Annotated in this window: 20 protein-coding genes and 5 tRNA genes; 12 read left to right on the top strand and 13 right to left on the bottom strand. The window is 70.1% G+C overall.

Going from position 1 to position 24,201, the window contains the following annotated elements; translation table 11 throughout:
* Positions 1-11: 11 nt before the first annotated feature.
* From HD594_RS11255 to HD594_RS11245, 3 genes are all read right to left on the bottom strand, one after another.
* Complete coding sequence (locus HD594_RS11255) at positions 12-1,217, bottom strand: thiolase family protein (protein WP_184751047.1); 1,206 nt, start codon at positions 1,215-1,217, stop codon at positions 12-14.
* A 73-nt stretch (positions 1,218-1,290) separates the two neighbouring features.
* Positions 1,291-2,490, bottom strand: a complete 1,200-nt coding sequence (locus HD594_RS11250; RefSeq protein WP_184751046.1) for an HRDC domain-containing protein — start codon at positions 2,488-2,490, stop codon at positions 1,291-1,293.
* On the bottom strand, positions 2,483-3,040 hold the full coding sequence (locus tag HD594_RS11245; RefSeq protein WP_184752798.1) for a DUF3000 domain-containing protein: 558 nt from the start codon (positions 3,038-3,040) through the stop codon (positions 2,483-2,485). The genes HD594_RS11250 and HD594_RS11245 overlap by 8 nt, the downstream gene beginning before the upstream one ends.
* A gap of 55 nt (positions 3,041-3,095) precedes the next feature.
* On the opposite strand from HD594_RS11245, the gene HD594_RS11240 reads away from it, so the two are divergent.
* The gene (locus HD594_RS11240; RefSeq protein WP_184751045.1) at positions 3,096-4,316 is read left to right on the top strand and encodes an alpha/beta hydrolase family protein; all 1,221 of its coding nucleotides are present in this window, start codon (positions 3,096-3,098) and stop codon (positions 4,314-4,316) included.
* A 10-nt stretch (positions 4,317-4,326) separates the two neighbouring features.
* Here HD594_RS11240 and HD594_RS11235 read toward each other — a convergent pair whose 3' ends face one another.
* On the bottom strand, positions 4,327-4,767 hold the full coding sequence (locus tag HD594_RS11235; protein ID WP_184751044.1) for a SufE family protein: 441 nt from the start codon (positions 4,765-4,767) through the stop codon (positions 4,327-4,329).
* Positions 4,768-4,903: 136 nt separating this feature from the next.
* Between HD594_RS11235 and zapE the strand changes: the two genes are divergently transcribed.
* The 3 genes from zapE to HD594_RS11220 all read left to right on the top strand — a co-directional run bounded on the left by zapE (position 4,904) and on the right by HD594_RS11220 (position 7,661).
* Entirely contained in the window at positions 4,904-5,938 is a 1,035-nt protein-coding gene (gene zapE, locus HD594_RS11230; RefSeq protein ID WP_184751043.1) for a cell division protein ZapE, read from the top strand.
* A 216-nt stretch (positions 5,939-6,154) separates the two neighbouring features.
* Positions 6,155-7,378, top strand: a complete 1,224-nt coding sequence (locus HD594_RS11225; RefSeq protein ID WP_184751042.1) for an ammonium transporter — start codon at positions 6,155-6,157, stop codon at positions 7,376-7,378.
* A gap of 94 nt (positions 7,379-7,472) precedes the next feature.
* Positions 7,473-7,661, top strand: a complete 189-nt coding sequence (locus HD594_RS11220; RefSeq protein WP_184751041.1) for a hypothetical protein — start codon at positions 7,473-7,475, stop codon at positions 7,659-7,661.
* A gap of 59 nt (positions 7,662-7,720) precedes the next feature.
* On the opposite strand, the gene HD594_RS11215 is transcribed toward HD594_RS11220, so the two are convergent.
* Positions 7,721-7,793, bottom strand: a tRNA-Val gene (locus tag HD594_RS11215).
* Positions 7,794-7,947: 154 nt separating this feature from the next.
* Here HD594_RS11215 and HD594_RS11210 point away from each other — a divergent pair.
* The 6 genes from HD594_RS11210 to HD594_RS11185 all read left to right on the top strand — a co-directional run bounded on the left by HD594_RS11210 (position 7,948) and on the right by HD594_RS11185 (position 10,879).
* Positions 7,948-8,020, top strand: a tRNA-Gly gene (locus HD594_RS11210).
* A gap of 67 nt (positions 8,021-8,087) precedes the next feature.
* A tRNA-Cys gene (locus tag HD594_RS11205) sits at positions 8,088-8,158 on the top strand.
* Positions 8,159-8,187: 29 nt separating this feature from the next.
* Positions 8,188-8,259 (top strand) — tRNA-Val (locus HD594_RS11200).
* Positions 8,260-8,316: 57 nt separating this feature from the next.
* Positions 8,317-8,392, top strand: a tRNA-Gly gene (locus tag HD594_RS11195).
* 138 nt (positions 8,393-8,530) lie between these two features.
* Positions 8,531-8,725 (top strand): hypothetical protein, encoded by a 195-nt coding sequence (locus HD594_RS11190; RefSeq protein WP_184751040.1) that lies wholly within the window; start codon positions 8,531-8,533, stop codon positions 8,723-8,725.
* Positions 8,726-8,815: 90 nt separating this feature from the next.
* The gene (locus HD594_RS11185; protein WP_184751039.1) at positions 8,816-10,879 is read left to right on the top strand and encodes an elongation factor G; all 2,064 of its coding nucleotides are present in this window, start codon (positions 8,816-8,818) and stop codon (positions 10,877-10,879) included.
* A gap of 30 nt (positions 10,880-10,909) precedes the next feature.
* Here the strand turns inward: HD594_RS11185 and HD594_RS11180 are convergent, their stop codons facing one another.
* Together HD594_RS11180 and HD594_RS17860 are read right to left on the bottom strand one after the other, a co-directional pair.
* Entirely contained in the window at positions 10,910-11,962 is a 1,053-nt protein-coding gene (locus HD594_RS11180) for an esterase/lipase family protein (RefSeq protein ID WP_184751038.1), read from the bottom strand.
* On the bottom strand, positions 11,959-14,367 hold the full coding sequence (locus HD594_RS17860) for a GMC oxidoreductase (RefSeq protein WP_184751037.1): 2,409 nt from the start codon (positions 14,365-14,367) through the stop codon (positions 11,959-11,961). Before HD594_RS17860 ends, HD594_RS11180 begins: the two co-directional genes overlap by 4 nt.
* A gap of 280 nt (positions 14,368-14,647) precedes the next feature.
* On the opposite strand from HD594_RS17860, the gene HD594_RS11170 reads away from it, so the two are divergent.
* Positions 14,648-16,462, top strand: coding sequence for a peroxidase family protein (locus HD594_RS11170; protein WP_221446607.1), 1,815 nt, complete (start codon positions 14,648-14,650; stop codon positions 16,460-16,462).
* A gap of 55 nt (positions 16,463-16,517) precedes the next feature.
* Here the strand turns inward: HD594_RS11170 and HD594_RS11165 are convergent, their stop codons facing one another.
* From HD594_RS11165 to HD594_RS11150, 4 genes are read right to left on the bottom strand one after another with little or no spacing between them, the layout of a single operon-like run.
* Entirely contained in the window at positions 16,518-17,879 is a 1,362-nt protein-coding gene (locus HD594_RS11165; RefSeq protein ID WP_184751036.1) for a Dyp-type peroxidase, read from the bottom strand.
* Positions 17,879-18,415 (bottom strand): hypothetical protein, encoded by a 537-nt coding sequence (locus HD594_RS11160; protein WP_184751035.1) that lies wholly within the window; start codon positions 18,413-18,415, stop codon positions 17,879-17,881. The genes HD594_RS11165 and HD594_RS11160 overlap by 1 nt, the downstream gene beginning before the upstream one ends.
* Before the next feature lie 8 nt (positions 18,416-18,423).
* Positions 18,424-19,005, bottom strand: a complete 582-nt coding sequence (locus HD594_RS11155) for a hypothetical protein (RefSeq protein WP_184751034.1) — start codon at positions 19,003-19,005, stop codon at positions 18,424-18,426.
* On the bottom strand, positions 19,002-19,856 hold the full coding sequence (locus tag HD594_RS11150) for an N-acyl homoserine lactonase family protein (protein ID WP_221446606.1): 855 nt from the start codon (positions 19,854-19,856) through the stop codon (positions 19,002-19,004). Before HD594_RS11150 ends, HD594_RS11155 begins: the two co-directional genes overlap by 4 nt.
* 120 nt (positions 19,857-19,976) lie before the next feature.
* Between HD594_RS11150 and HD594_RS11145 the strand changes: the two genes are divergently transcribed.
* The gene (locus tag HD594_RS11145; protein WP_184751032.1) at positions 19,977-21,299 is read left to right on the top strand and encodes a cytochrome P450; all 1,323 of its coding nucleotides are present in this window, start codon (positions 19,977-19,979) and stop codon (positions 21,297-21,299) included.
* A gap of 12 nt (positions 21,300-21,311) precedes the next feature.
* On the opposite strand, the gene HD594_RS11140 is transcribed toward HD594_RS11145, so the two are convergent.
* Positions 21,312-22,763 carry a hypothetical protein gene (locus tag HD594_RS11140; RefSeq protein WP_184751031.1) on the bottom strand — a complete coding sequence of 484 codons (1,452 nt, stop codon included), beginning with the start codon at positions 22,761-22,763 and terminating at the stop codon, positions 21,312-21,314.
* A 14-nt stretch (positions 22,764-22,777) separates the two neighbouring features.
* Positions 22,778-23,860: an alpha/beta fold hydrolase gene (locus HD594_RS11135; protein WP_184751030.1), complete on the bottom strand. Its 1,083-nt coding sequence runs from the start codon at positions 23,858-23,860 to the stop codon at positions 22,778-22,780.
* Between the last annotated feature and the right edge of the window lie 341 nt (positions 23,861-24,201).

Here is a 24,201-nt window from a genome sequence, read left to right as displayed (position 1 = left end):
CGTGCCGTGGCTCACTTCTTCTTCTTGCCGTTGTAGTGCGGGTTCTCCCAGATGACAGAGCCGCCCTGTCCGAGGCCGACGCACATCGCCGTCAGGCCGTAGCGGACGTCGGGGCGCTCGGCGAACTGGGCTGCGAGCTGGATCATGAGGCGCACACCGGATGCCGCGAGCGGGTGGCCGACGGCGATCGCGCCGCCCCACTGGTTGACGCGCGGATCGTCGTCGGCGATGCCGAAGTGGTCCAGGAGCGAGATGACCTGGACGGCGAAGGCCTCGTTGAGCTCGAACAGGCCGATGTCGTCGATCGTCAGGCCGGCCTTCTTCAGCGCCTTCTCGGTCGAGGGGATCGGGCCGATGCCCATGATCTCGGGCTGGACACCCGCGAACGCGTACGAGACGAGCTTCATCTTGGGCTTGAGGCCCAGTTCCTTCACGGCTCCGCCTCCGGCCAGCAGCGACATCGTCGCACCGTCGGTGAGGGGCGACGAGGTGCCGGCGGTGACGCGGCCGTGCGGACGGAACGGCGTCTTCAGACCCGCCAGATCCTCCATCGTCGTCTGCGGGCGACGACCCTCGTCCTCGGTGGCCAGGCCCCAGGCGCCGTCGGCGCCCTTGACGGCCACCGACACGAGATCGGGCTGGATCCTGCCGGCGTCGTAGGCGGCCTGCGCCTTGTGCTGGCTCAGCATGCCGAACCGGTCGGAGCGCTCCTTGGTCAGGTGCGGGAAGCGGTCGAAGAGACGCTCGGCGGTGACGCCCATGTTCAGGGCGCCGGGGTCGACCATCTTCTCGGCGACGAAGCGCGGGTTGGGGTCGGCGTTGGAGCCGATGGGGTGGCGGCCCATGTGCTCGACGCCGCCGGCGATGGCGAGGTCGTACATGCCCATGGCGATGGAGCCCGCCATCGTCGTGACGCTCGTCATGGCACCGGCGCACATGCGGTCGATCGCGAAGCCCGGCACGGTCAGCGGCAGCCCTGCGAGGATGCCGACGGTGCGGCCCAGGGTGAGGCCCTGGTCACCCGTCTGGCTGGTCGCGGCGATCGCGACGTCGTCGATGCGCTCCTTGGGAACCTCGGGATTGCGCTCCATCAGACCGATCGTCGCCTTCACGGCGAGATCATCCGATCGGGTGTTCCAGTACATGCCCTTTTCGCCGGCGCGCCCGAACGGGGTGCGCATTCCGTCGACGAAGTAGACGTCCGAAAGCTCGGCCACTCTGCCTCCAATTGTTGGGATGCCGTCAGATTAGGAAGCCGCCGACGGACGGCCGGAATCGGTTGGTCCGAACCTACGAACCTGCCTCCGACGCTTCGGAGCCGGATTGCACGGACTCCACAAAGGCGTCGGCGATCAACTGTGCAGTCTCTGAAATCTGCCACGGTCGCGCCCCGAGTTCGCCCAGCGCGGATCCGACCGATTCGGCGGTGACCGACGCCGGCGGCGCCCACGCCACACGCCTCAGCATGTCCGGCGTCAGCAGGTTCTCGGTCGGCATGGACAGCTCCGTCGCCCGCTGCTCGACGGCGGGCCGCGCGGCCTTCAGTCGGGCGTCGGCCTCGGGATTGCGGTCGGACCAGGCACGCGGCGGGGGGAGGGAGTCGCCCCCGCGCAGTCGCTCCGGTGGCAGATCGCCGCTCTCGCGTCCTTCGACGATGGCGCTCCACCAGCGCTCCAGCTCGGTGCGGCTCGCGCGGCCCGTGAATTCCTTGACGCCGGCGAGCGCCTGCTTCGACGCCGGCTCGGCCAGTACGGCGGCGACGAGCGAACGGTCCGGGACCAGGCGTCCCGGCGCGACGTCCACCTGCTGGGCCAGTTCCTCGCGCGCGGTCCACAGCGAGCGGGCGACGGCGAGGGCGCGACGGCCGCGAACGGTGTGCAGGCCGCTCAGTCGGCGCCACGGGTCCTCGCGCGGCGGCTTCGGCGGCCTCATCAGCACGTCCTGGAACTCCTGGTGCGCGAAGGAGGTCTTGCCCTGCGTCTCGAGCTCGGAGACCAGGGCGTCGCGGACGTCGACCAGATGGAGCACATCGAGTGCGGCGTACTCCAGCCAGTCCTGCGGGAGAGGCCGTGTCGACCAATCGGATGCCGAATGGGCCTTCGCCAGCGAGATGCCGAGGGTGTCCTCGACGACGGCGCCGAGACCGACGCGCTCGTGCCCCAGCAGGCGCGCGGCCAGCTCGGTGTCGAACATCTCCGTCGGCTCGAGCCCGAGCTCGCGCAGGCTCGGCAGATCCTGGCTCGCGGCGTGCAGCACCCACTCGTGCGCGCCGATGGCCTCCTGCAGCGCGCCGAACTCGCCGATCGGCGGCGGGTCGAACAGGTAGACGCCGGCATCGCGGCGGAAGACCTGGATCAGATACGCGCGCTGCGAATAGCGGAAGCCCGACGCGCGTTCGACGTCGACCGCGACGGGGCCGGTGCCCGCGGCCAGCTCCGTCGCGGCGGCCGCCAGACCGGCGGCATCCGCGATCACGGTGTACTCAGCCACGTCGCGTCCTGCGCGTACCGAGCATCTCGATTCCTTCCGAGCCGGGTGGCAGCCCGGCGAGCATGCACACGAGCTCTGCCCATGCTTTCACATGCGGGCCGATCGCACCCTCGGGCGACCAGGACGCGCGCAGCTCGAGCTGAGCCCCCTCGCCCTCCTCGGCAAGAGACCCGAACCCCTTCGACAGCGTCTTGGTCGCCGTGCCGGACGCGGAGTGGAACCCCGCCGACCGCGAGTCGAGTGCGTCCGTGAGCCACGACCAGGCGACGTCCGCGACGAGCGGGTCCACCCCGAGATCGGGCTCGAGGGGCGCCTGCGCGAAGCACACGATCCGCCATGGGCCGTTCCACGCGGTCGGCTCGTCGGGGTCGTGCAGCAGCACGAACCGTCCGGTGCCGTAGACCGACTCCTCGCCGTCCTCGGGGCGCACGTCGCCGGCGAGTGCGAGCGCGTCGGGCGCGAGGCCCGTCGGCGAGGCGATCTCGTGGACCGTGAGGTCGTCGCGGAAGACGGTGCCGCGCACCTGCTCGGCCGCAGCCGCGAACGACATCGGAGCCTGCGCGAGAGGGTGGTCGGCCACGGCGACAGACTAGAGTGGTCCGTCGATGGTCGACTCCAGGCGCGCCGGGCGGACCGGTGCCTCTCCTTCTCTCATTGCCGGGATCCGGGCTGCTCTGACGATGATCGCCGCAGCCCTCGCCGGAGCGCTCGCGGCGCTCGGCTTCGCGTCGCTGCACATGGCCCGCAAGGTGGTGACCCCCGCGACCCGTCCGGCGGACACCGAGATCCTCCGCCTCGACACCGACGCGCAGACGATCACGCTGGCGCGCACCCCCGACACGCAGCTGCCGGGACGCTACGGGCTGTTCACGACCGGGACGGCCGACTACGTCAAGCTCGGCTCGGTGGTCTCGGAGGACGCCGACTCCGTCACCCGCAAGCTCCTCACCCACGTGCCCGACACCGCGAAGCTCTCCTCGGCCGCGGCCTTCAGCGGCTGGTACTTCGACCGGCCCGAGCAGCTCCACCTCCCGTTCACTCCCGAGCTCATCGGCTCGGCGCTCGGTCCGTGCCCCGCGTGGCTGTTCCCGGCCGGGGACGGCGACGTCTGGGTCATCCAGGTCCACGGCCGCGGCGCGACGCGCGCCGAGTGCCTTCGGGCGGTGCCGGTCTTCCACGCCATGGGCATCACCTCGCTCGTGGTGTCGTACCGCAACGACGGCGAGGCGCCGCGCAGCCGCGCGGGCACGTACACGCTCGGGGCCACCGAGTGGCGCGACGTCGACGCGGCGGTGGGCTTCGCCCGTCGTCACGGGGCGAAGCGGGTCATCCTCATGGGCTGGTCCATGGGCGGTGCCGTGGCGCTGCAGCTCTCGCTCCACTCGGCGCACCGCGACACGATCGCCGGCCTCATCCTCGAGTCGCCGGTGGTCGACTGGCGCGTGGTGCTCGGCTATCAGGCGAGCATGCTGCGCGTCCCGCCGACGGTCACGTCCCTCGCGATCCGCGCGCTGAGGTCGGAGTGGGCGAGCCCCCTCGCCGGCGCCGGCGCTCCGATCCCGTTCGAGCGGCTCGACATCGTGGCGCGTGCCGGCGAGCTGCGGCATCCGATCCTCATCCTCCACAGCGACGACGACGGCTTCGTCCCCTCGGACGCCTCGCACGACCTGGTCGTCGCCCGCCCCGATCTGGTGCAGATGAAGGTGTTCGACGTCGCGCGGCACACCAAGCTGTGGAACTACGACCAGGATCGGTGGAGCGACAGCATCCGCTCGTGGGTCCAGGAGCGGGGACTGGCCGGCACGGTGGACGCGCAGCAGGCGTGAGCGTTCGCCCTCACGCGGCGCCCTTCTCGCGCGCCTGACGCTTCACACGCCGGAGCATGCCCGCCATGCCGGCCAGCCGCAGCGGCGACACGACGCGCTCGAGCCCGAGCTCCCGGGCGAACTCGTCCGGCACGGCGTCGAGCTCGGCGGGGGTCAGTCCCGCGACGCCCTCGACGAGCACGCCGGCGAACCCGCGGGTGGTCGGCGCCTGCTCGGGCGCGGTCGCGTGCAGTGCAACGCGGCCGTCGAGCCCGACGTCCACGACGATGAACACCGGCGACTGGCACTCGGCCACACGTTCGAGCAGCTCGGGGCTCTCCGCGTAGACGGCGGGCAGCGGCGGGAGACCGGCCGCGAACTCCGCGAGCAGCTGAAGGCGCTCCGGCAGCTCGAGCTCGCCGAACGCCTCGCTGATCCCGGCGAGGGATTCGGGCAGAGCGGATGCGGTCATGACGAGATCCTCGCAGAGGCGGCGGGGTCGAGCGGACGCCGGGGGCTCGCGGAGCGAATAGGCTGGACGCGGCCCCAGCCCCCGCGACATCGGGCGAGGTGCGCCCCCTCAGCGCCGGCACAGACACAGGACCACGATGACCGCGACCTCAGCACTGACCGGAATCGTCCACCTCACGGAGCGCTCGCCCGACCTCTCCGGTGCCGAGATGGTCGCAGCCCTCACGCCGCCGCCGCAGTTCGCGACCGCGTCCTTCGAGTCTTATCGGGCGGATGCCGACTTCCCCTCCCAGCAGGAGGCTAAGGATCTGCTGGTGCGGTTCGCCGGGGGAGGAGCCCCCGCGCCGCGCGGCGGACTGTTCCGCCGGCCCAAGCGAGAGCCGGCGCTCAAGCCCGGTGTCTACCTCGACGGCGGGTTCGGCGTCGGCAAGACCCACCTGCTCGCCGCCGTCTACCACGCGATGCCGGCCAGGAGGAAGTACTTCGGCTCGTTCATCGAGTACACGGCTCTCGTCGGCGCCCTCGGCTACAAGAACACCGTCGACCTCTTCCGCGGCTCCGACCTGCTGTGCATCGACGAGTTCGAGCTGGACGACCCCGGCGACACGATGGTGATGACGCGCCTGCTCGGAGAGCTCGTCGCGACGGGGACGCGCCTGGCCGCGACCAGCAACACGCCGCCGAACGCCCTCGGCGAAGGACGGTTCGCCGCACAGGACTTCCTGCGCGAGATCCACGCGATGGCCGAGAGCTTCCAGACGATCCGCATCGACGGCACGGACTACCGCCACCGCGCCGTCGACGGCCACGCCGTCGTGCTGTCGGGGGAGGCGTACGCCGAGGCGGTGGACGAGGCCAAGTCGGCGACGCTCGTGTCGGACGACGACTTCGGCATGCTGGTGTCGCACCTCGCCCGCGTGCATCCCTCGCGCTACATCCGGCTCCTGGACGGCGTGGGCGTCATCGGCCTGCGCGATGTCGCGCCCTTCGAGGACCAGTCGGCGGCGCTGCGATTCGTGGCGTTCATCGACCGCGTCTACGACGCGCAGATCCCGATCCGCGCCACCGGCGACGCGCTGGACCTCGTCTTCCCCGACGAGATGCTCTCGGGCGGCTACCGCAAGAAGTACCTGCGGGCGATCTCACGCCTCGTCGCCTCTACTCTCGCCTGAACGGCCGCGCGCAACCGGGTGCCTGGTTCACGGTTCGTTCGCGTCTGCGTGAAACCTGATGTTTACACGACGGGCGCTGACGTAACACTCCCGAAACACGACACGCACGCCGCTCGAAACTCCCGCTAGCGAAACTGGCTTGGCCCGGACAGCCGCGACCCGACTCTGCGGCGGCTTCGGCACCTCGAGTAACACGACACATGGATGAGGAATCTCATGGATAGCGGAAATCTTGCGTGGCTTATCACCGCGTCTGCGCTCGTGCTGTTGATGACGCCCGGAGTGGCGTTCTTCTACGGCGGCCTGGTGAAGGCCAAGAGCGTCGTCAGCATGATGATGATGAGCTTCGGCGCCCTGGGGCTGATCAGCGTTCTCTGGATCCTCTACGGATTCAACATGAGCGCCGTCGAGAGCACCTGGGCCTTCAGCGGCAACCCCTTCTCGGACTTCGGCATCGGCGGACTGTCCAGCGATGACTACGTGGGTGCGCTCTTCGGCGCCACCTTCGCGATCATCACCGTCGCCCTGATCTCGGGCGCGATCGCCGATCGCGCCAAGTTCGGCGCCTGGATGCTCTTCTCCGGCATCTGGGCCTCGCTGGTCTACTTCCCCGTCGCCGCCTGGGTCTGGGGCGGTGGCTGGATCTACAACCTCGGCACCGAGATGGGCTTCTCGACCGAGGTCATCGACTACGCCGGTGGTACCGCGGTGCACATCAACGCCGGTGCTGCGGCCCTCGCCCTCGCGCTCGTCCTCGGCAAGCGCATCGGCTTCCAGAAGGGCATCCAGAAGCCCCACAACGTGCCGCTCGTCCTCCTGGGCGCGTCGCTGCTGTGGTTCGGCTGGTTCGGCTTCAACGGCGGCGCCGAGGGCCTGGGCGCCCTGGGCACCGAGGACTCGGTCGTCGGCCTGATCGTCATCAACACGCTCGGCGCGACGGCTGCGGCCATCATCGGCTGGCTGGTCGTCGAGAAGCTCAAGGACGGCAAGGCCACGTCGGTCGGCGCCGCCTCGGGCGCCGTCGCCGGTCTCGTCGCCATCACCCCGGCATGTGCCAACCTGACCCCCGGCTGGGCCCTGCTGCTCGGTGTCGTGGTCGGCGCGGTCTGCGCCCTGGCGATCGAGCTCAAGTGGAAGCTCGGCTACGACGACTCGCTCGACGTCGTCGGCATCCACCTCGTCGGCGGTCTCATCGGTACCCTCTACCTCGGCTTCTTCGCCACCGAGACCGGCCTGTTCGTGGGCGGCAACTACGAACAGCTCGTGCTTCAGCTGATCGCCGCCGTCGGCGTCCTGGTCTACTCGTTCGTCGTCGCGTTCATCGTCGGCTTCGCGATCGAGAAGACCATCGGCTTCCGCATCAAGAACGAGGACGAGCTCGCCGGTGTCGACACCGTCGTGCACGGCGAGGAGGGCTACTCCCTCGCCGAGCAGAGCTGATCCTCTCTCGCAGCACGGAAGGGCGTCGTGGCTTCGGCCGCGGCGCCCTTCCGCGTGCGTGCGCGGCGATGGAGGGCGCGGCTAGTCTGTGACCGTGAAGGGACCCTGGCTGCTGCTCGGCGGACTCGTCATCGTGGCCGTGGTCTCGTGGGGCTTCACCGGTGCGGACGCCCAGCCGTTCATCCTCTACGGGGCATACATCCTCACCGCCGCCGGCCTCATCGTCACGACGCAGGAGCTCATCGCGCGCTACCGGGAGCGGCGCGACCGCGGCGGCCGCTGAGTCCCGTCGCGATCGGACGACGAAACGACGAGACCCCCGGCGAACCGGGGGTCTTGCGGTGGGCGATACCAGACTCGAACTGATGACCTCTTCCGTGTGAAGGAAGCGCGCTACCAACTGCGCCAATCGCCCGTGGCCCGCGAGGGGGCCGAGTAACGATGTTAGCGGATGCCGGGCCCTGCGACGAATCGAGATGCAGGACACGCGCGGGGCGCTGTCGGTTTTGCGGTTGCGCCGAGATCGGCTAAAGTCGATGAAGTCGCTGGGGAGACCCGGAGGCGAAAATGCGGATGTAGCGCAGTTGGTAGCGCATCACCTTGCCAAGGTGAGGGTCGCGAGTTCGAGTCTCGTCATCCGCTCGAGTGCGGGGATCGCCACACGGAGGAATCCGAAAGCCGATCACGACACGTGGTTCGAACCACACACGGTGGCGTGGCCGAGCGGCTAGGCACCGGCCTGCAAAGCCGTTTACACGGGTTCGAATCCCGTCGCCACCTCACTGACACAACTGAACAGCCCATTTTGGGCGCGATTGGCGCAGCGGTAGCGCGCTTCCCTGACACGGAAGAGGTCACTGGTTCGATCCCAGTATCGCGCACGGAACAGCCCCCGGAACCGGGGGCTTTCTCGTCGCTCGGAGCGATCCGGGCGGCACGCGGATGTAGCGCAGTTGGTAGCGCATCACCTTGCCAAGGTGAGGGTCGCGAGTTCGAGTCTCGTCATCCGCTCCATATTCCCGGGGGCTCGGACGGTCGCCTCCGCGCGCCCCTCACAGCCCCGAAGCGGCATGTCTCCGCCCCCGCGCGCGCTCACCCGCGGGATAATGGACGCGCAGTATCGGCACACGCCGACGGTCGAGGAGGACTGACATGTACACTGCACCGAATCCGTGGGAGACCACCACGCACCGCCCCGTGTCCAGTGTCGGGAACGGCTGGGGAGCCGCGATCGTGGCGACCGGCCCCGTCCACCGACCGACCCAGCCGACCTCGCGCCGCAGCATCGGCCTCCTGGGACTGCTCCGGCGCTGGGTGGACCGCTCCGCCGCGCGCCAGCTCGCCTGAGAGCCTGATCGGCCAGCGGGATCGCAGTAGCGGACCGCGCTCGCGCCGGGCACGATGGAAGCCACCGTCCGCACCGTCGCGGGGAGGGGCATGCCTGCGAAAGACAAGACCATCCGGACGATCGCGCTGCTCGGCGCGGCCGGCTCGGGGAAGACGACGCTCGTCGAAGCGATCCTCCATCGTGCAGGCAGCATCTCACGGCCGGGGAGCGTCGAGCAGGGTTCCACCGTCTCGGACCACGAGCCCGAGGAGGTCGCGCGCGGTCACTCGCTGAACCTCGCGCTCGCACCCCTCGACTGGACGGCGGAGGACGGAACCACCCACGCGCTCACCCTCGTGGACACTCCCGGTCATCCGGATTTCGTGGGCGCGGTCGACGCCGCGCTCGCGGTCGCCGACGTCGGGCTGCTCGTCCTCAGCTCGTTCGACGGCGTCGTGGCGGGGACGCACGCCGCCGCCGACGCCGCGCGCAGCGCGGGGGTGCCCCTCATCGCCGTGGTGTCCCAGGAGGATCGGGCGCGCGCCGACTTCCGGAAGGTGGTCGCCGATCTCCGCGAGCTCCTCGGAGACGTCGTGTGGCCGATCGAGTTCCCGCTCGGCGAGGAGCATGCCTTCCACGGCGTCGCGGACGTCCTCACCGAGCAGGCCCTCGAGGACGACGGTGCGGGCGGGCGCACCGTGGGGGCTCTGCCGGCGGACATGCAGCCGGAGGAGCACGACGCGCATGTCGCCGTCGTGGAGGAGATCGTGTCGCACGACGACGCGCAGCTCGAGGAGTACCTCGAGGGCCGGGAGCCCTCCGTCGGCGCCCTCCAGCGCACGTTCGCCGACGAGATCGCCGCGGGCGACGCGGTGCCCGTCGTCGTCTGCTCGGGCACCGCGGGCACGGGTGTCGATCGGCTGCTCGACCTCGTGTGCGCGCTCGCGCCGTCCGCGGCGGCACGCGATGCGCGCATCCTCGTGGGCGCGGACGGGCGCGGGGCCGAGGTGGACGTCGCCTGCGATCCCGGCGGCGACACCCTGGTTCAGGTGTTCCGGACGATCGCCGACCCGTTCGTGGGGCAGGTGTCGATGCTGAAGGTGCTGTCGGGCGTGGTGCGACCCAACGACCGGCTGCGCAACGCGACGACGGGCGTCGAGGAGCGGCTCGCCGGCCTCTTCCGGCTGCGCGGCTCGGAGCACGTGCCGGCAGCCTCCTTGCGCGCCGGCGAGGTCGGCGCGGTCGCGAAGCTCACCGGCACGCCCTCCGGATCGCTGCTGTGGTCACGATCGACGGGCGCGGCGCGTCCGCTCCCGCCGCCCGAGCGGCAGCCCCTGTTCGCCGTCAGCATCGAGCCCGAGTCGCAGTCCGACGACGCGAAGCTGTCGACGGCTCTCGCGCGCCTCGTGACGGAGGATCCGACCCTCGTCGTGGACAGGACCGGCACCGCCACGGTTCTGAGGGGCATGGGGGAGACCCACGTGGAGGTCGCGGTGGAGCGCATGGCGCGCGTGCTCGGCGTGCACGTCACGACGGGGCCGGCGCCGATCGCGTACCGTGAGCGCATCACGCGCGCGGCGACCGCCGAGGGCAAGGTGAAGAAGCAGTCCGGCGGCCACGGCCAGTTCGCGCTCGTGCAGCTGCAGGTCTCGCCGCTTCCGGCGAACGCCGGATACGAGTTCGCGAGCTCGGTGGTCGGCGGCGCGGTGCCGAAGGCCTATGTGTCCGCCGTGGAGAAGGGCGCGCTCGAAGCGCTCGAAGCCGGGGGCCCGCACGGCCACCCGGTCGTCGACGCGAGGATCGAGCTGCTCGACGGCAAGGCGCACTCCGTCGACTCGTCCGACATGGCCTTTCGCATCGCGGCCTCCCTCGCCGTCAAGTCGGCAGTGGCGGACGCGGGCACGGTCGTGCTGGAGCCGGTCTCGAGCGTCGTCGTGACGGTGCCCACCGAGCTGCAGGGCGCGGTCCTCACCGACCTCTCCGGCCGCCGCGGGCGGGTCAGCGCCACCGAGACCGTCGACGACCGCCGGGTGCGCGTGACCGCGACCGTCCCCGAGTCCGAGCTCGCACGGTACGTGCTCGATCTGCGCTCGCTCACCGCCGGGCTGGGTGAGGTCTCGATCACGCCCGACCGCTACGAGCCGATGCCGCACGCCGGCCACGATCGCGACTGAGGCCGCGCGAGCCCGCGGCGCGTGCGCGGCTCAGCGTCCCAGCGCGTAGCGGATGTACGGGAACGCGTCGACGTGCGCCCGGCGGCCGACGAAGACGTCCGCGTGGCCGTATCCCGGGATCTGGGTGAGGGAGTGCCTGCCGGGCTGCGCGTCGTCGAGGTACGCGAACGTGCGGTGCTGACTCGACGGCAGGAATGCCCGGTTCTCATCGCCGGTCAGCAGCGTGAACCGGGCATCCGTCTGCGGCGGCGCGTCGGCGATGCGGTGGGGGAGCGCCTCGTACCCGCGCACCATCACGTACCGTCCGGCACGGTGCGAGAGGGACATCTGCGCGTACCAGCTGAGCGGGATCTTCCCGAACTCGTGCTCGAGCCAGTCGTGCGTGGCGCTGTCGAGGTTCTCGTGGCGCCAGAGCGCCGGGTGGCCGGAGCCCAGAGCGAAGCTGGCCATGCTGCACCCGGGGTTCTTGCACTCCGGATGCGCCAGCCTCACCGTGTTCCTGGTGATGCGCGCGACGCCCTTCTCGGGCCCGTCGCCCCACGCGATGTCGACGTAGGGCTCGCCGGTGCGGAACATGGGCAGGAGCACATCGAGCTTCACCCGGGCGAAGAACGGCAGCACCGGATGCAGCGACACCGAATTCGCCACGACGACGTCGACCTCGGGCACGAGGCCCGCCGCGGCGGCGACGCTGAGGGCCGCCGCACCCTGGCAGTGGCCGATGACCTTCACGGTGTCGGAGCCGGTGACACCCGTGACGTGCCGAACCGCCGCGGGCACGTCGTACAGCGCGACGTCGTCGATCGTCCACGGGACCGGGGGAAGGTCGATGGAGCCGCGCCAGTTGAGCATCCAGACGTCCCAGCCGTCATCGATGAGGACGTCCACGACGGACCGGATGGCCGGCGGGCGGAACGACTCCGCCCGCATCCCCGCCCCGTGCGCGAGCAGCACCGGACCGCGAGTCGGGGCGGATGCGCCGCGCACCCGGATCAGCGTGATGATGGTGCCGTCGTCGGTCAGGACGAAGTCCACCTCGTCCCGGTGCTCGCCTCGCGACGTCGGCGACGCGGGAGCGCTCATCGGCCCGCTCCGTCCGTGTCCGTGCCGGCCCCCGCTCGCTGCGGTGCGGGCTTGAGGTACGCGTCCTTGACGGACTTGGTGAAGAAGGCGCCGAACCGGGCGATGGAGCCGAGCCCGCCCTGGCCGGCCCCCTTGAACGTCGTGAGCTGACGCGCGAAGTCCAGCGGCAGGATGCGGAGCATCCCGGCTCCCACGACCTCCCCGGACCCGTCGTCCGCGCCGGCGACCCCCGGGGCCACATGGCCCTTCATGAGGGTGATGTACAGCGTGGAGGTGTCCGTCCACACATCGAAGCCCGGATCGTCGCGCACGACCTTGAAGCCGTACATCGTCAGGGGCGTGCCCGAGGCGTCGTGGAACCACAGGCGGTAGCGCATCTCGCGCGTGTCCTCGCCGGCGTCCACGAACAGGTTCGCCCACCCGCGCACGACGGGCAGCTCACCGCCGAGCAGATCGCAGTCGACGTAGCCCTCGGCGGTCGCGGTGTGGTCTTCGCCGGAGACGAAGCGCTCGACGTCGGGGGCCGTGATGGTCAGCTTGAACATGAAGCGCTGCGCGAGCTGCCGTCCGTGCTCCCATCCCGACATCGGATCGCTGTGACCGAGCGCCAGGAAGCCCCGCATCTTCTCGGTGAACTCCATGCCGCGCCCCGAGACGGGGTCGGCGACCTCCGGTGCGGGCGGCGGCGGCGCCACCGGCGTGCCGGCGCGCCGACGCCGGGGCTTGGGCTTCTCGAGCGCGTGCTCGACGGCGCGATCGGCCATGGCCGCGATCGTCAGCGACGGGTTCGGCCCGACGGGGCCCGGCATGCCCGCGCCGTCGACGACGTACAGCCCCGGGTGCCCGAACGACTCGTTCCACGAGTCGACGACGCCCTCTCCGACATGGCGCCCCATCGGCGCCCCGCCGAGCGGGTGCACCGTGACGACGCGCTTGGTCCACCACAGCGGATTGTCGCGGAACCGGCCGCCGAGGTTCTCGGTGAGCTGGAGCATCGTCGCGCGCATGGCGTCGAAGTAGGCCGCGCTCGTCGCGGTGGTCCACTCGACGTCGAGCTCGCCGTCGGCGAGCGTGATGCGGCCGTCGGGGGTGTCGCGGCCCATGCCCAGCAGCGGCAGCGAGCTCGAGGTCAGCTGTCCCTGGCCGATGAGCCCCGCCACCTCGGCGGAGATGGTCGATTCGTTGCGCTCCGACATGCGGTACGCCATGATCTGGCGCACCACCGCCGCGGCGCGCTTGATCGACGATGTCACCTGCGCGGTCTCGATGAGCCAGTTGGTGAACTCCGGGAAGCCTGCTTCCTGAACGTAGTAGCCCCGGCCGGCTCCGGCCTCGTCCATGCCGTCGGGCTTGCGGATCGCGGTCGTGATCACGGGGCCGTGGGCGGCGTCGATCACGCGCACATGCCCGCGCTCGGTGACGGTCTTCGCATCGAAGCAGAACGTCAGCAGGTCGCCGTTGCCGCTGAACCGGCTTCCGAGAGCGCGGCCGAGCGCCGGGAGCCCGACCCGGTTGCGCAGCAGAAGGGAGGTCGTCCCGAACGTCCCGGCTCCCAGATACAGCTCTTTGCACCTGATGGTCACGGGCTCGCGCGTGCGCTTGCCGTCCGCCTCGGCCTCGGTGCCGTACTGCTGGTACCGGACCTCGTAGCCGCCGCCGTCGAGCGGCGTGATGCCGTACACATCGGCGAGCGTGCGGATGTCGGCTCCCTTGGCCGCCGCAGCAGACAGGTAGTTGTGGTCGAGGGTGTTCTTGGAGCCTTCGTTGCAGCCGATGTCGCACTCGCCGCACAGCCGGCAGGTGAGTCGCGGGACGCCGTGGATGTTGCCGTACGGGGGCTCGTCGATGATCTGCTTCTGCTCCGCGGGTGCTCCCGGGCGCGGTGAGAACGACACCGCCAGCGGTGGTGAGAACGCCTCGAGGCCGGCCGCGGCCGCGGCGTCGCGCAGGGCGCGCGACTTCGGCAGGTCGGGGTACGGGTTCGGGATGGGGTTCATCATCGCCTCGACCGCGTCGTAGTGCGGGTCGAGGTCGCCGCGCCCGATCGGCCAGTTCTCGTATCCGCCGCCGGGCAGCGGCGAATCGTGGACGAACCAGCGCTCGTCCTTGCGCAGCAGGACGTTGGCGTAGATGAGGGACCCGCCGCCCAGACCCGACGACACGATCGCCTCGATCTTGCGGAAGGAGCGGATGTCGAAGAGCCCGAACAGTTCGTCCTTGGGCTCCCAGAAGGCCCGGCTCATCTCGTACGGGTTGCGGGCGAAGCTGCCGGGCGGATAGGCCCGGCCGCGTTCGAGCACGATGACCGATCGGCCGGCGTCGGCGAGACGGTATGCGGACACGGAAGCTCCGAATCCAGAACCCACGACGACGGCGTCGACGTGCTCGGGTGTGGCTGCGTTCACGGGTGCGGCCCTCCTTCGGCGTACGGTGGTACCCGGCGAAGCACGTGGCACGAATCCCCAGCGGACGGCCCCCTGGCCCCGCGTCCGTCGATCAGTGCCTGACCTCACGCTATCCACGCACGGGGCCCCGCCGCAATGGACGTATTCGCGCGGAACCGGACACGGATGCCCGTGGCGGAATGCCGTCGCGCATCCGACGCGGGTGATGGCCCCGGCACGTGCGGCTTCACTATGATGCGGGCAGGACACTGGGGCATTCCTCAACCGAACGGAGCGGGAAGTGAGCAATCCATCGGGTTTCGGGCGGGCGCTGATCCGCTATTACAGCCGCGTCAACCGGAAGACGCCCTGGTTCCGACTGCCCTTCGTGATGAGCGTCGTCAACCTCATCGCGCTGCGGGATCAGCTGCGCGATGAGAATCTCGTCGACACGCGGACGCCGGGCGACGCGGGACGGACCCCGGGGACGACGCTGGAGGGCGCGCGGGAATCCGATCGCCGATTCCGCAACGCGGACGGCGCCTACAACGACCTGGGCGATCCCGACATGGGCCGCGCCGGAACGCGGTTCGCGCGCAACGTGTCGCTCGAGCGCGCCTGGCCCGACACCGAGCACATGCTGACGCCCAACCCGCGCGAGATCAGCCAGAAGCTCATGCGGCGCGACAGCTTCACCCCGGCGACGTCGCTGAACCTGCTCGCGGCGGCGTGGATCCAGTTCCAGACGCACGACTGGTTCGCGCACGGGCGCGAGGACGACGAGCCGCTCGAGGTGCCCCTGCCGCCCCACGACGGCTGGTTCGAGGATCCCATGCGCATCCCGCGCACCAAGCAGGACACGACCCGCACGGCCGCCGACGCCCACCTTCCGCCCACGTACATCAACAGCCAGTCGCACTGGTGGGATGCCTCGTCGATCTACGGCAGCTCCGAGACGCGTCGGAGTCAGGTGCGCAGCCACATCGGCGGCAAGCTCAAGCTTCAGGACGGCCATCTGCCGCTGGATCCGGCGTCCGGCGTGGCGATGACGGGGTTCAACGAGAACTGGTGGGTGGGGCTGGGCATGCTCCACACGCTGTTCACCCTCGAGCACAACGCGATCTGCGACGCCCTGCACCGGGAGCACCCCGACATGACCGAGGACGAGCTGTTCGGCACCGCTCAGCTCATCGTCTCGGCGCTGCTCGCGAAGATCCACACGGTGGAGTGGACGCCGGGGATCATCGCAACACCGGTGATGAACACCGCCATGCGCGCGAACTGGTGGGGTCTGGCCGGCGAGCGCGTCAGCCGCCGCTTCGGACGCCTCAGCAAGAGCGATGTGATCAGCGGCATCCCGGGGTCCGAGCACGACCACCACGGCGCGCCCTACCAGCTCACCGAGGAGTTCGCCGCGGTCTACCGTCTGCACCCGCTGCTTCCCGAGCGCCTCGACGTGCGCTCGCGCACGGACGACCGGCTCCTCGACGCCATGGACTTCGAGGAGATCGTCCTCCTCAACGCCCAGCGCGTGCTCGAGGGCGAACAGGACGTCGCCGATCTCTGGTACTCCTTCGGCACGCAGCACCCGGGGGCGGTCCAGCTGCACAACTTCCCGCGCTGGATGCAGGACATCACGCTGCCCGACGGGACGCGGCTGGATCTCGCGGCGCTCGACATCCTGCGCGACCGAGAGCGCGGCGTGCCGCGGTACAACGAGTTCCGCCGCCAGCTCCACCTGAGACCCGCCGCGACCTTCGAGGAGCTCACCGACGACCCGGTCTGGGCGCTGCAGCTGAAGGAGATGTACGGCGACGTCGAGCTGGTGGACCTCCAGGTCGGGATGCACGCCGAGACGCCGCCGCCCGGGTTCGGCTTCAGCGACACCGCCTTCCGCGTGTTCATCCTGATGGCCAGCCGGCGCCTCAAGAGCGACCGGTTCCTCACCGAGTGCTTCACCGCCGAGTACTACACGCAGACCGGTCTGGACTGGATCGCCGACAACACCATGATCACGGTGATCCTGAGGCACTTCCCGCAGCTGGCCCCCGCGTTCGACGGCGTCACGAACGCGTTCGCGCCGTGGAAGCGCGCGGCCGCGGGTCGCACGGACTAGCGCGGCGCGCGCACGATCGGGGCGCGGTCCGGACGCGGCTCGCGCCGATCGCGGCTCAGGCCAGGTCGCCGAGCCACCGCAGCGCCGACATCGACGGCTGGAAGAGGTACGCCCCGCCTCGGGTCGTGACGAAGCGGGGGAGCGGCTTGAGGAAGAACGGCGGGTGCCCCGGGATGGTCATCTTGCCCCCGTCGTCGTCGCCGCTGGCGAGGAAGTCCTTGTCGGCGCCGACACCGAGCGGGTCGCCGTCGTTCATCCACAGCGCCTGCACCGTCTCGAACTGCCGCCAGATGTCGGTCTGGAACGACACGAACATCAGTCCGCGCTCGGTGCCGTCGTCATCCAGCCGGTCCTCATCCAGCGGCGTGCCGTACGAGCGACCGCGGCGCACCATCCGGTGCCGGTTGGTGAGCCGTCCGTGGAAGAACCCCTTCGAGTCGCGCGGGTTGCTGCGACGCACGTGCGCGCCGACGGGACAGCGCAGGCCCTCGGGATCGTCGTCGTAGGCGAAGTCGTTGATGCGCTCGGGATCGGCCGAGATCGCGGCGTCGGGGGCCTCGGGTGAGATCGCCAGGGGCGTCCCGTCGGGCCAGCGGCCCACCATCTTGGCCGCGAGCTTGTCGGGACCTCCGGGATAGCCCGCGTCGCGGACGAAGCGACGGAAGCCTGCCACGTCCATGGCGAGCTTGCGCACGACGACGAACGTTCCGTTGCGCTCGAACGGCGCCGCCGGCGCCTCCGGGAGCCTGCCGTCCTCGTCCGGGTACCCCAGCAGCACCTCGCCGGTCGCGACCTCCCGCCACCCGCCATTGCCGTCGGGCTGACCGTCGCCACGCCGCGAGCGCACGCCGGCGCCCGCGATCGCCGGCTGGCTCACGCCGTCGAAGAAGCCGAAATGGTCGTGCCCGGTCGTGCGATCGAGCGTGTGCATGATGTGGACGAACTCCACGGCGCCCTCGGCCTCGAATGCGCGCAGCTCCGCGAGAACGGACTCCAGCGACTCGGTGTCGACCGCGCACACGGTCAGGAGAGCATGCGGGTCCGAGAACTCCCACTCGGACGGTGCGCTGGTGCCGGTGTCGCCCAGGCGCTCCGCGCGAGGGGCGATCCCCTCGGAGAACACCTCGGGGAACGACGCGAGCACGTCCTCGGTCACTCCCATCGCTCGCAGCCCCTCGTGCGAGAAGGCGACGTTCACGGCGTGCTCGGGCGTGGCGTCCCACAGCTCCGCGGTCTGCACCAGCGGCAGGACGCGTCGCAGCAGCGCCCGCGCGCGGGGCGCGTCGACGATCGTGAGGAAGACATAGGCCGCCGCGGGCATCGTGTACCCGCGCAGCACGTTCCCCTGGATGTCACCGAGGTCGATCGTCGCGGGCTCGACGGAGCGAGCGGGGAGGTTCTCGGGTCGCCCCAGCATCAGAAGTCCTCTCGGAAGCGGCGCAGCAGAGCATCGTCGTCCAGCCCCTGGGTCGACACGGCGAAGTCGAGCACGCGCTCTCGCATCGCCACCGACTCCCGTATCCGCCCGACCGTCGCCGTCGGGAACGGGGACTGGAACAGCGTCGTGGTCCGCTGGAGGCTGCGCACCCACGCGGCGAAGGCGGCCGCGTCGGACCGGCCGGGGTACCCGACGCAGTCGCCCCACCAGCGGTCGCATTCGGGAACCTTCACGCGAAGCTGATCGAGGTAGGCGTCACGGTCCCCGTCGAACACGCTGGTGAAGACCAGGTGCGGATGCCGAAGGCGGTCGTCGTGGGTCTGCTTGGGCCCCTGGTGGACGAGCGTGCGGAACAGCTGCACGCGCGTGAGATGCACGCCCGTCAGGCGGTGGAACGGACTGTCCGCCCCCCGGGGCAGCTCCTGCAGATACCGCTCGAGCTCATCGGCGTCCGCCGAATCCTCGAGCCGGGCGAAGGTCGTCAGGGCGTAGGCGGTTCCGGTGCGATTCGGCATCTGCGCTCCTAGAGGTGGCTCTGCTGATCGGTCAGGAAGGACCGCCACGCCTGGCCGAACTCCGCCGGGCTCATCCCGCGCGCGTCTCGCTGCAGCTTCTCGAAGGCGTCCGTGACGCTGAGGGCGTGCTGGATCTGGCGCGTCGACAGGTCCTCGTGCGCGCAGTAGTACGTGCCGCCCTCCATGCTGTTGTGTGCGATCCACGCCTTGAGCGGCTCTGCGGGAGGCGGCCCGGGGAAGCCCGGGCCCCGCCCCCAGACGAATCGGATGTCGGCCGGGATGACGTAGGCGAACGCGTCGATGTAGTGCTGCCAGGGGCCGTCGAAGTTGCTCTCGAAGAACAGGTACGGGTAGTGCAGCTTCTCGCCGTCCAGGTCGTCGACGATGACCCAGCGCACGAACTTGATGAAGTTGAACTGGATGATGTGCCGACGCACCGGAAGGTAGGGGACGATCGCGAACCCGAGCCTCAGCGCCCAGGTCCACTGCCGGCGGATCGGGGTGAAGAGGGTCAGCGCGGTCATGCGCCCGGCGACGTTGCCGCCGCGGGCCTCGGGCGCGGGCTTGGGCGCTGCGGGGGTGGTCGTCATGGACGTCCCTTCTCGAGTCCTCCCGGGTCGCTGATCGCGGCGGTGAAGAGCTCGGCGGCGCCGGGATCGTGCGCGGCCGCGACGACGAGCCCGGGCAGCCGGGCGCGGAGGGCGCGCACGCGCTTCGTGGAGGCCCGCAGCTGTCGACGGCTGCCGATCCCGGGGATGTGCTCTTCGTCGAAGTGATGCGCGTCGAACGTGAGGTCGCCCGCGAGCAGGATCGGCGCCCACCCCGGTCGACGGACCAGGAGAGAGATCGATCCCGACGTGTGCCCGGCGGTGGGAAGCACCACGAGGCTCCCGTCGCCGAACAGGTCGAGGGCTCCGCCGAAGTCCGCCAGCAGGGGATCGGCCGTCGGCTCGAAGTCGACGATGCGCCAGCTCACGCCCGGGAGGTCGATGTGGTCGCGCATGTACCCCTGCACCTCGGCACCGGCCTTGCGGTGCGCGTCCCACTCGTCGCGCGAGACGATGACCTCGGCCTCGGGGAAGTCGGCGATGCCGCCGATGTGATCCTGGTGCAGATGCGAGATGACGACGTGCGTCACCGCGGCCGGATCGAAGCCCTCGGCCTGCATCAGGACCGGCAGCGTCTCGTCCTCGGCGATCTCGAATCGCGCGAGGCGGTCGAACACGACCCCGGCCAGTCCCGTGGGGAAGTAGTCCGGATCGGTCACGGACGCGCGATCCTGCCCGGTGTCGAAGACGACCACGCCGCGTTCATGCTCGATGACGTACACGTTGATCGGCTTCGGGCCGGTCCACCGCTGCGAGGTGAGCAGCCAGAGGAATGTCGGCTTCCAGGTGGCCCGCGCGTGGTCGGGGCGGATGCGGACGGCGCCCGTGCTCACGACGGTCGCTCTGTGGATGGAACTCGCGGATGGGTCGTCCATTAGGCGCTATTATGTGGGACGCGATCCGCCCCTGACAAGAAGGTCATCCGCCGGACCAGGGGCGCGTGGAGGACGACCGTGGCGAACGAATCCGCTGTGCCCCCCGGGCGTCTCGGCCTGCCCTGGCTCGGCGAGTCCGCGGCGATCCTCAAGGACAACCATCAGTTCTTCCGCGATCGGTTCGACCGGTACGGGCCCGTCTTCAAGACCCGGCTGTTCGGCATCGACTTCGCCGTGTTCTCGGGTCCCGAGGCGTTCCACCGGTTCGCCACGGATCCCCGCATCGAGCGCATCGGGGCGCACCCCCTGCCGGTCGCGCAGATGTTCGACAGCTCCGTCGCGGTCACCGACGGCCCGCACTTCCGCGAGCGCAAGCTGTCGATCCTGGACGGGGTGTGGCGGCGCGAGGCGATCGCGCACTACCTGCCCGGGATGCAGGCGGGGCTCGAGCGCATGCTCGACCGATGGAGGGCCCAGCCCGATGTGTCGGTGCGCGAGAGTCTGAGCCGCTTCACCGCCGAGAACACCGCTGCGATGTACCTGGTCGACCCGCAGCCCGCGGACGTCGAGCGACTGCTCCGCTTCCTGCCGGCGTTCTCGGGGGCGTTCACGACCCTGCCGATCCCGCTGCCCTGGACGCAGTACGGACGAGCGGTGCGAGCACGGCGCGACCTCATGGCGCTCATCGACGACACCCTCGACCGCCACCTCGCCGAACCCCGGGACGACGCGCTCTCGCGCATGATCGACTCCGCCCGCTCACGCGGCGTCGACCCGCGTGAGCTGCGCCACGACATGGTGTTCCTGCTGTTCGCCGGCCAGTCGGGGCTGACCGTGCCGCTGACGTTCGCGACGATGGCCCTCGGCCGGAATCCCGAGATCATGGAGCGGGCGCGCGCCGAGGCGCTCGCGGTCGCACCCGACGGCGACCTCACCCTCGACGACCTCGACAGGCTCGAGTACCTGGGCGCGATCTCGAAGGAGGTGCGCCGGTACTACCCGATGAACGCCTCGACGAACTTCGGGCGCGTCACCGCCCCGATGGAGGTAGGCGGATACCGCATCCCCGCGGGCTGGGGCGCGATCGGCGCGATCCACATCACGATGCGCAACCCCGACGTCTTCGCCGAGCCGGACGTCTTCGACCCCGAACGGTTCACCCCCGAACGAGAGGCGAAGCTCGCCCCCGGAAGCTACGTGCCCCAGGGCGACGGCGACCGGGCGGGACACCGCTGCCCGGGTGAGGACATGGTGACCGTCGCCACGAAGCTGTACCTCGCCCTCGCACTGCGGCGGGGTGTGTGGTCGGTTCCCGAGCAGGACCTCACGCTGTCGCGCGAGATCTTCCCCATGCCCCGCAGCGGTCTGCGGATCCGGTTCGAACCGCAGCCGCCCGGGTAGCCGGCCACCGCGTCAGGGGTGCCACAGCGCGTCGTGCGCCGCCTGACGCGCGTACTGCTTGGGGTCGAAGAACCGGTCGTAGTACTCGATCTCGAGGTGCGCGAACTGCAGGAACATCCCGGGACTGTAGAACGCGTCGACGTGCGCCGGGAAGCGCCCGTACGTGTCCCAGATGTAGTTGCAGGCCTCCTTGACGTACTGGATCTGCTTCGGACCGAACTTCGTGCCCTCGTCCGTGTACGCCTTCGCGTCCGAGCGGTTCCGGTAGGAGCGCGCCCAGATCTCCTCGTTGCCGTACCCGGGGCCGTCCTTTCCGTACTTCATCTCCACGACCCGGTCCACGGCCTCGTCCATCGAGCCCACGTAGGGCGGGGTCAGGCTCTCGAGGATCCCGTCGATGCCGACCGGATTCGGCTGCGAGGCGGGGACGGGCGGCCACGAGCGATGCTTCTTGGGCTCCTCCATGCGGAAGCCGAGGCCGTGCCACCCCTTCGACGGATCCCGCTGCCAGATGTACGGCGGGAACACCGATCCGTGGATCCATCCGCCGAGCCCCATGGCCTGCCCCGTGAGCATGAGGTTCTGGAAGTAGAAGAACGCCTCGTAGTCCGTGCGCAGAGCACCGCCGAATCCCAGCGGCGCACTGTTCTCGCGGCTGACGAAGCCGCTGCGGGCCCACTTCAACCCGCCGATCGGCTGGTACGGGATCTTCTCGGTCAGACCGAGCTCTCCGCCGATCTTCGCCAGCCACTCCACCACGCCCTTCGGCTTGAACGGGCGCCAGTCGTCGAGGAAGATCGGGCGCTTCCCCTCCGGCTCGCACGCGAGGATGATGAGCGCGTTGATGTACTGCCACGTGCAGTCGACCACCGGGAAGAACACCGTCGTGCCGGGCGCATTCGACGCCTGCGCGTTCCAGCCCAGGTAGTAGGGCCACTCCCGCGGGAAGTCCAGACGCTTGTCCGAGACCCGCACGAGCGCTTCATCGGCGGCGGCGAGCCAGTCCGCTTCGGTCCAGTCGCCCCACGACGGCGGCAGCTCGGCGGCGAGCTCGAGGGCGCGCTGCGGCGTCGGCGTCTTGATCAGGAAGATCCCGTCGTCGTTGATCATGAAGAACGACGTCGCCTGCGCGTTGTCGGCGCTGCTGGCGGTGCGCGCGAGGATGTTGAGGAACGGCGTGCCGAGTTCGGGCGTGCCGTCGGGCTTGGTCAGCGGCCCGTCGTGCGTGGTCGAGCCGGTGATGCCGGCGATGACCGTCACGAGGATGGCCTCCTCCAGCTTCGACAGCGGGGCCGGCTCGTTCGGGCTGACGTGGCTGAGCGGACCGGCGTCCACCGAGAAGCCGCGCGGGATGCGGCGCGTGCGGCGCTCGGTGAGGGAGGACATCAGCGGGTAGCTGAACAGGTCCGCGAGGGCCCCGTCCTGTGCCGTCGCCGCGGGCGTCGGGTCGTCGACGGTGGTCATGTGCACACTCCTGATCAGTTGAAGCGGTCCAGTTCGGCGGTGATGAGCGGGTAGACGTCGCGCGCGGCGTCCTTGCCGATGAAGCAGTCCATATGCGCGTAGCCGGGGATCACGTGACGCGTGTAGAGGTCCGGGCCGTTCCGCTCGCGCAGGAACTCGTACGTCAGTCGGCTGCCCTCGGGCACGAAGAGCCGGTTGTGCTCGCCGTGGATGAACGCGATCGGCAGTCGCAGCCCCTCGACGTCCTCGAGGTAGTCGTGCTCGCCGTCGAGGCTGACGGCGTGGTCCTCGCGCAGGATCTTCGTGATCTGCAGGAACGTCGTCATGTTCGCCACGCCGAACGCCTCCTCGAGGTGCTCGTGCGTCGCCTCGTTGAGGTGGTCGTGGTCGTACACCTCGCCGTACATGAACATCACCCGTCGGCAGAACGGTCTCTCGCACTCCTCCTCTCCGGCCGGATAGAGCGCGAGCGCCTTCTCGTACAGCTTGTCGAGCCACGAGGGGTCGTCGTCCTCCTCGGTGGTGAGGGTGTCGATCCCGAGCGCCTTCATGACGCTTGCGGCATAGATCCCGGAGCGGAACTCGTTCAGGGCCCCGCCGCGCGGATGCAGCGTCACCTGCGACGCGACGGCGGAGCGGACGCCCGTCAGTCCGAGACCCATCGACATCAGCATCGTGAGCGAGCCGATGCAGTGCGCGACGATCTGCACGGACTCGGCCCCGGTGATCTCACGCACCTTCGCCACCGCGGCCGGATAGTCGTACTGGGCGATGGCGTCGAGCGAGAACTGCGTGCTCGCCGACGCGAGGTGCGGGCTCGCGCGGTACTCGAAGATCCACACGTCGTAGCCGTGCTCGTACAGATACTCGGGGAAGTTGGTGTCCGTCGTGTCGAGGGTGTACGCGACCGCCGACGTCCCGAAGCCGGGAGTGAGGATGACGGGCCCCTTCGACCCGCCCTCGAAGCGCGTCAGGCGGACGGTGACGCCGTCCTCCGTGACGAGGTCGTACACGGTCGGCTCGCCGCATCGCAGCGGCCGTCGCACCCGCTCGGTCGTCGCCTGCGGGACGTCGGTCCCGGCTGCTCCATCGCCCATGTCGACCCCCAGAGGATGTCGTGCTCGCGTGTCGTCGCACCCGGGGAGCTCTCCCCGCCCCCGGATGGGGCTCAGCATATTGCAGGCACCGCCGCCGCGTCACGGGTGAGAGCACGCCTGCGGGGCGACCCGACTAGACTGGGCGCATGGAACCGGGCCGGATGACCCTCGCGACCGTCGTCGTCGCGGTCGTCGGCACGCGAACGCTCTGCGCCTGAGCGGGCAGGGCGCGCGAGCGTCCGAAGCTGAGCACAACCCCGCCCTCGCGCGCCGAGTGCCGTGCGGGCGGGCGGGTAGCCTTGATCCGAGCCATCCCCAGGAGAGTTCCCTTGACTGACGTC

The sequence above is a fragment of the Microbacterium thalassium genome (assembly GCF_014208045.1).
Taxonomy (GTDB): Bacteria; Actinomycetota; Actinomycetes; order Actinomycetales; family Microbacteriaceae; genus Microbacterium; species Microbacterium thalassium.
Note: the sequence above shows the minus strand (reverse complement) of the source record. Positions and strands in the feature narration are given on the sequence as shown.